Annotated in this window: 6 protein-coding genes; all 6 read left to right on the top strand. The window is 69.4% G+C overall.

Annotation, left to right across the window (positions count from 1 at the left end; genetic code table 11):
• The first annotated feature begins 316 nt into the window (after positions 1-316).
• On the top strand, positions 317-1621 hold the full coding sequence (locus tag MHA02_RS18745) for an alpha/beta fold hydrolase (protein ID WP_147081554.1): 1305 nt from the start codon (positions 317-319) through the stop codon (positions 1619-1621).
• 159 nt (positions 1622-1780) lie between these two features.
• Positions 1781-2299, top strand: a complete 519-nt coding sequence (locus MHA02_RS18740; RefSeq protein WP_147081552.1) for a gluconokinase — start codon at positions 1781-1783, stop codon at positions 2297-2299.
• An 18-nt stretch (positions 2300-2317) separates the two neighbouring features.
• Positions 2318-3109: a Cof-type HAD-IIB family hydrolase gene (locus MHA02_RS18735; RefSeq protein ID WP_147081550.1), complete on the top strand. Its 792-nt coding sequence runs from the start codon at positions 2318-2320 to the stop codon at positions 3107-3109.
• A gap of 179 nt (positions 3110-3288) precedes the next feature.
• Positions 3289-4209, top strand: a complete 921-nt coding sequence (locus tag MHA02_RS18730) for a transglycosylase SLT domain-containing protein (protein WP_147081548.1) — start codon at positions 3289-3291, stop codon at positions 4207-4209.
• A gap of 337 nt (positions 4210-4546) precedes the next feature.
• Positions 4547-5455 carry a helix-turn-helix transcriptional regulator gene (locus MHA02_RS18725; protein WP_147081546.1) on the top strand — a complete coding sequence of 303 codons (909 nt, stop codon included), beginning with the start codon at positions 4547-4549 and terminating at the stop codon, positions 5453-5455.
• Between the two features lie 359 nt (positions 5456-5814).
• Complete coding sequence (cysE, locus tag MHA02_RS18720; RefSeq protein ID WP_147081544.1) at positions 5815-6675, top strand: serine O-acetyltransferase; 861 nt, start codon at positions 5815-5817, stop codon at positions 6673-6675.
• The last annotated feature ends 139 nt before the right edge of the window (positions 6676-6814 follow it).

Raw genomic sequence — 6814 nt, 5'->3', positions numbered from 1 at the left:
GCGAGGGCGGCGCACAGGGCGATGGGAATGGAGCGCATACAGGATGGCCTGTCGGTTTCCTTGGATCTGCTGCCTAGCCCAAACCACCGGGCCTGTCCGTGGCGAGGCAGTCACAGTGATCCGGGGACCGCCGGGCAGGACTCGTGCTCCCCGATTCCCACAGGATGGCCGGTGGAGCGGATGCGGATCCGCGGGGCATCTGCGCCTCGACAGAATTCCGTCACGGCGAAGTCTGAAGGCCGCAATATCGCCGTCCTCGACCATCAACGATCGACGACGTTCGATTGCAGAGAGCGGCCGTCACAGGCCGGGTTCGATGAACAAGCCCGTCAGCTATACGCCGCCGGACCTGCCGGATCAGCGCGTCTCCGCGCCGGTCCGCCGCCGCCATGTCTTCTATCTGCCCGGCTACGATCCGGAGGCGCGCACACGCTACCGCCTGCTCTTCGTGCGGGAGCTGCTGCGCCACGCCAAGCGCTTCGGCGAGGGCAAGCGCGAGATCAGCCGTGCCACCGTCTCGGAGGATGGGCTCGTGCAGAGCTGGACCGTCAAGGCCCACGCCGCCACGGGCGGCGCCGAGACCAGCTACGACGTGCTGTTCTGGGACGACATCGTCGCGCGCGATGCGGCGCGCTCGCGGTTCGTCAGCGTCGCGTTGCTCGTCATCGGCACGCTGCACGCGCTGGTCCGGGGCAAGCTGTTCACGTTCTACCGGCTCAACTGGAAGTACGGGAACATCATCATCTATCCCTTCGTGATGCTGATGCTGCTCGGCGCGGTGACCGCACTCCTGGCGCTCTTCGTCCATGCCCATCTCGGCGACCGGTACGCGCACAGCGTCCACCTGCCGGCCTGGGCCACGATACCCCTGGGGCTTGCGGTCGGGCTCGGTTGGGTCCGGGCGATGGAGGCGCTGCTGAACCGCATCTTCTTCTGGCAGATCCTGAACGACTGGGTCTTCCACTGGCAGCACGGCCAGAGCCGAAGACCCGATTACCGGGCGCGGCTCGACGTCTTCGCCGACCACCTCGCAGCGCGCCTCGACGGCTTTGCGCGCGCCGGCGAGTCCGTCGACGAGATCCTGATCGTCGGACATTCCAGCGGCGGGCTCACGGCGGTCGAGGTCGCAGCCCGGCTGCTCGCACGCGATCCCGTGATCGGCACCCGCGGCCCGGTCCTGTCGCTCGCGACCCTCGGCTCCGGGCTGCCCCTCGTGGCGATCCAGCCCCAGGCCGACCGGCTGCGCGCCGAGATCGCGAGCCTCGTCGCATCCCGGAGGATCGCCTGGGTCGAATACGTGGCGCCGCAGGACTGGCTGAACTTCCCGCGCTTCAACCCGATCCGCGACCTCGACCTGCCGCTCGGGCCGGATCCGGTGATCGCCAACCCCATCATCCGCTCCGCGCGCTTCCGCGAGATCATCGACGACGAGACCTACCGCAAGGTCCGGTTTCGCCCGTTCCGGATGCACTTCCAGTTCCTGATGTCGAACGACCGGCGCGGCGCCTACGACTTCTTCGCGATGACGCTCGGGCCGCAGACCCTGCGCGAGCGTGCGCTGATCGAATGGCCCGAGGCCTCGACCGAGGCCGCGCTGCCGTGCGAGACGGTGGCCGCCTGAGACTGGCGGCCGGAGAAACGCGACGTCTCTCGGCGCTTGGCCGCCGGCGAGCGGGACTGCGTGCAGCCGCTCGTGCAGCGGACGGCCATCGCGGCGTCGGCATCGAGAGCCACTGGGCAAGTGGCGGGAGGCGGTCTCCCGCGCGAAGCGGGAGCGACCATGCCGGATCCGACGGTGCTCGTGGTGATGGGCGTGTCGGGCTCCGGCAAGAGCACGGTGGCGGGACTGCTCGCGCAGCGCCTCGGCTGGGCCTTCGTCGACGGCGACGATTTTCACAGTCCCGAGCACGTCGCCCGGATGCAGGGCGGCCGGGCACTGACCGATGCCGAGAGGCGGCCGTGGCTCGTCCTGGTCGGAGCCTGGATCGAGGCGCGGCTCGCGGCGGGGACGAGCGGCGTCATCGTCTGCTCGGCGCTCCGCCGATCCTATCGCGACGTCCTCGTGCAAGGCCGGCCGGCAGTCCGGATCGTCTACCTGGAGGGCAGCCGGGCGCTGATCGCCGACCGTCTGGGCCGGCGTCGCGACCATTTCATGCCGGCTGGACTGCTCGACAGCCAGTTCGCGGCGTTGGAACCTCCCGGTCCCGAGGAGCGTCCCATCACCGTCGGGATCGAGGACGGCCCTGAAGCGATCGCGGCGGCGATCGCCACGCGCCTGGGCTTCTCGCAGGATTCCTGAAGCGACGGGACGGGACGCATGGACATCGCCCTCGTGGTCTCGGACGTCGACGGCACGCTCGTCACTACGGACAAGCGGCTGACGCCCGCGACCATCGACGCGGTGAAGCGGCTCGACGCTGCCGGCATCGCCTTCACGGTGGCCTCGGCCCGACCGCCGGTCGGCTTCAAGGCACTGGTTGAGCCCCTGAACCTCCGCCTGCCGATGGGCGCCTTCAACGGAGGGACCGTCGTCGGGCCGGATCTCGTGCCGCTCTCGCAGGTGCTGATCCCTGAGGAGACCGCGCGGGAGGCGGTCGATCATCTGCTACGGGCCGGCATCGACGTCTGGGTGTTTGCCCATGGCCTCTGGACCCTGCGCGATCCAGGGGCACCCTACACGGACCTCGAACGCCGGACGCTCGGCGTCGAACCGGAGGTCGTGGCCGACTTCGGTCCGCTGCTCGGCGCGGCCCAGAAGATCGTCGGCGTCGGCGACGACGGGCTCGCCCGCGCCGAATCGGAGCTGTCGAAGGCCCTGGGCGCACGCGCGGGTATCGAGCGCTCGCAGGCCTACTATCTCGACATCACGCCGCCGGGAGTGAGCAAGGGCGGCTTCATCGTGGAGATGAGCCGCCGGCTCGGAATCGCGTCCGAGCGGATCGCCACGCTCGGCGATGCCGGCAACGACGTGGCGATGTTCAAGGCGAGCGGCCTGTCGATCGCCATGGGCAACGCCGGCCCGGAGGTGAAGGGCGCCGCGACATCGGTCACCGCCGACAACGATGCGGACGGCTTCGCGCAGGCGATCGATCGGATCGTACTGTGCTGAATCACGCGCGCGGCCTGTGCCCTTCGCGACACATGGAGCCGGCGAACGGCCACGCTGACTGCGCCGCGCCAAGCGGGGCCGTTTTCCGGCCTCATTTCGACACGACCAAGCTTCGATAAGAACGTGGCCGTTTCCGAACCGACGGAGGGCCGAAGCAGCGAAACTTGGGTCCCGCCGGAATGCAGACGCGCCTCGTGCTTGCCGCCAAGATCCTTGCCGCCGAGATCCTTGTCGCGACGGTCGCCGCCGTCCCGGTGCCGGCCTTCGCCCAGGGCAACGGTCCGCACGACAACATCGACGCGCTGATCGAGCAGCAGGCCAAGGCCAACAAGGTGCCGGCCGCGTTCGTGCACAAGGTGGTCAAGCGCGAGAGCAACTACAATCCGCGGGCCAAGGGCGGCTCGGCGCTCGGCCTGATGCAGATCAAGCACGCGACGGCCCGGGGCATGGGCTACACGGGCGACGCCTCCGGGCTCTACGACCCCGAGACGAACCTCAAATACGGCATCGCCTATCTCGCCACGGCCTATCGCCTGGCTAAGGGCGACATCGATCAGGCCTATCGCTACTACAACCGCGGCTTCTACTACGCGGCGAAGAAGCTCGGCATCGACGGCGTGATCACGGTGCCGGACGATGCGCCCGCCTCCGGCACGGTGCAGACCGCGAGTTCCTCGAACGACTTCTCCAAGCTGTTCGGTCTGCGTTCCAGCCAGAATGCGGCGCCCGTTCAGATGGCCTCGGCCGATCCGCGCGCCGGCATCGCCGGAACCGGAGCGCTCGCCTATGCCGCCCCGTCCGGTCCGGTCGGTCCCGTGGAGGTACCGCTGCCGCCGCGCCGTCCCGCGGCACTGGGCGGCGATACCACCTCCGCGCCGCCCGAAACGCCGGCCCAGGTCGCCGCATCGTCGAGCCAGCCCGCAGCGTCGCGAGCCGCGCCTTCGCAGAATGCCGTCGTCGCCTCCGCCGACCTCGTCGAGGTGCCGTTGCCGCCGCGCCGTCCGGCGCTCGCCGCGCTGGTTCGGCCGGTGACGATCGCCCGCAGGACGACGGCGCCTGGCGAGGTGCTCGAGGCGACGGCGCTTCCCGCCGCGCAGTAGCCCCGAGGGCGCAAGCGATCCAAAGGCGCAAGACCAGCGTCAAGTTTCTGCGCACCCGCTCCGGCGTATTGTCCCCGCCGCAAAACGCATGGCTATCCCGCTCAAGCAAAGATTGCATCGGGCGCCTCGAACGGACACTTCCGCAGACCCACCATTGCGACGCAGCATGAACGAGACCATGTCGTGGACAGGGTCGCGGCCATTGCTGCGACAGCGATGCCCGTAATCGCGTGGGCGTCATGGTCCACGGATTGCGAAGCGGTGGGGTCGAGGTTGCATTGCTGTTTCCGCCCGGATCCGGGTGCGAGGTCGCGATGCCTGGGAGGCTGATGACGCCATGAGCGGCGTAGTGGAACCGGAAGCGATCTTCCTGGGCGAACTCGGCCGTCGCGTGCGTGACGCCCGGACCGTGCGCGGGCTCTCGCGCAAACTCCTCTCCCAGACCTCGGGTCTGTCGGAGCGCTACATCGCGCAGCTCGAGAGCGGTCAGGGCAACGTCTCGATCATCCTGCTGCGCCGGGTCGCCAACGCCATGGGCGTGCGCCTCGACGATATGATCGCGGGGCAGGATTCCTCGCCGGATTGGCGGCTGATCCGCGACCTGCTGCGCGAGGCCTCGCCCGAACAGGTGGCGCTCGCCAAGTCGGTGCTGTCGGGAACCTCACCCCAGCAGACGGGGCAGGGCGGCGGCGTGCGCGTCGCGCTGGTGGGCCTGCGCGGCGCCGGCAAGTCGACGCTGGGGCGGCTCGCCGCCGAGCGTCTGGGCTGGACCTTCGTCGAACTCAATGCCGAGATCGAACGCGAGAACGCCCTGTCCGTTCAGGAGATCTACGCGATCTACGGCCAGGAGGGCTATCGCCGGCTGGAACAGCGGGCCTTGCGCCGGCTGACCGCGCATCCCGGTCCGCTCATCCTCGCCACCGGTGGCAGCATCGTCGCCGAGCCGCTGACCTACGACCTCCTGCTGCAATCCTTCGTGACGATCTGGCTCCAGGCGCGACCCGAGGAGCACATGCAGCGGGTGCGCGATCAGGGTCACCTCGAATCGACGGGCGACCACGCCACCGCCCTGGAGGACCTTCGCTCCGTGCTGCTCAGCCGCGAGCCGCTCTACGCCCGCGCGACGGCGACGGTAGACACCTCCGGCGTGCCCGTGGCGACGATGCTCGACCGACTGATCGCCATGATCGATGAGCGTGTCCCGATGATCGAACCCGCGCCGGAGCCGCACCGGCGCAGCGCCTGACGAATCGATTTCTGCGATCTGCCATCCCGTGAAGGGGCGGGGCCTGTCCAGGCCCGGCATTCGCCTCCGTGAGCCTTCGGCGACGCGAGGCCTGTCGTCCGGTGAATTCGCCTTCGTAAGGGCTCGATTCGGCGACCGGCCTCGGGCCGTGGCGGCACCGTGACCGGGCCGAGTCTTGACGCAGCGCAACAAGGTGATCACTTCCCTCGGGGAGGCGCGCGGATTCCGGTTCTCCGCCGGCGTCGCACGAGCACCGTCATCTGCCTCAGAACGCTCCCGCGTTGGCAGATCATTATCCGGGACAGGCTAGGGTTGTGCCAGCCGAAGGATCGTCCCGTTTCAGGTCCGAGGAGGAAGGCATGTCCGCCAGTCCCGCGCCGAACCCCAATCGGGCATCGGACGCCATCGCCGGCGTCGTCGACCCGCTCTGGAGTCGCGTGCGCAGCGAGGCCGAGTCGGTCGTACGCGACGAACCGCAACTCGCCTCGTTCTTCGTCGCGACGATCCTGAATCACGGCAGCCTGGAGGCCGCCGTCGCCCATCGCGTGGCGACGCGTCTCGGCCATGCCTCGCTGCCGGCCGATCTCGTCGCCCACGGCTTCCGCGAAGCCTTCGAGGGCGATCCCGAACTCGGCCGCAGCATCCGCGCCGACATCGCCGCGGTGATGGATCGCGACCCCGCCACGACGCGGGCGCTGGAGCCGGTGCTCTACTTCAAGGGCTTTCATGCCCTCCAGGCCCATCGCCTTGCCCACTGGTACTGGAATCAGGGCCGCCGCGATCTCGCGCTCTACCTGCAGAGCCGGTCGTCGGAGGTGTTCCAGACCGATATCCATCCGGCCGCCCGGATCGGCCGCGGCGTCTTCCTCGACCATGCCACCGGCCTCGTCGTCGGCTCCACCGCGGTGGTCGAGGACGACGTCTCGATCCTGCACGCGGTGACGCTCGGCGGCACCGGCAAGCAGGGCGGCGACCGTCATCCCAAGATCCGCCGCGGCGTGATGATCGGAGCCGGCGCCAAGATCCTGGGCAACATCGAGGTGGGAGCCTGCGCCCGCGTCGCCGCCGGGTCCGTGGTGCTCCGGCCGGTTCCGCCGCATACGACGGTCGTCGGCGTTCCCGCCCGCGTCGTCGGTACGGCCGGCTGCGCCGAGCCGGCCCGTTCCATGGACCAGTTGGTCGCCATGACGGACTACATCGACATCGCCGGCGGCATCTGATGCTTGCCGAGACGACGGGCCGGCCTTAGCTCTGCGGACATTCCGGTCGTCCGCAGGGGAGGGCCGACGCTCTCTCCCGCTTGTCCTGGGCGCCGCCATCGGCGCGCGCGGGCCGCGGGCGGGACTCGCCGAACGCTCA

This window comes from Methylobacterium haplocladii (assembly GCF_007992175.1).
GTDB classification, from domain to species: domain Bacteria; phylum Pseudomonadota; class Alphaproteobacteria; order Rhizobiales; family Beijerinckiaceae; genus Methylobacterium; species Methylobacterium haplocladii.
This window is presented reverse-complemented; position numbering and strand designations above follow the sequence as displayed.

Bases quoted from the DNA above. Each gene is read 5' to 3' on its own strand.
- MHA02_RS18740 (WP_147081552.1), top strand. From the start codon at position 1,781: ATGCCGGATCCGACGGTGCTCGTGGTGATGGGCGTGTCGGGCTCCGGC.
- MHA02_RS18745 (WP_147081554.1), top strand. From the start codon at position 317: ATGAACAAGCCCGTCAGCTATACGCCGCCGGACCTGCCGGATCAGCGC.
- MHA02_RS18735 (WP_147081550.1), top strand. From the start codon at position 2,318: ATGGACATCGCCCTCGTGGTCTCGGACGTCGACGGCACGCTCGTCACT.
- MHA02_RS18725 (WP_147081546.1), top strand. From the start codon at position 4,547: ATGAGCGGCGTAGTGGAACCGGAAGCGATCTTCCTGGGCGAACTCGGC.
- MHA02_RS18730 (WP_147081548.1), top strand. From the start codon at position 3,289: ATGCAGACGCGCCTCGTGCTTGCCGCCAAGATCCTTGCCGCCGAGATC.
- cysE (WP_147081544.1), top strand. From the start codon at position 5,815: ATGTCCGCCAGTCCCGCGCCGAACCCCAATCGGGCATCGGACGCCATC.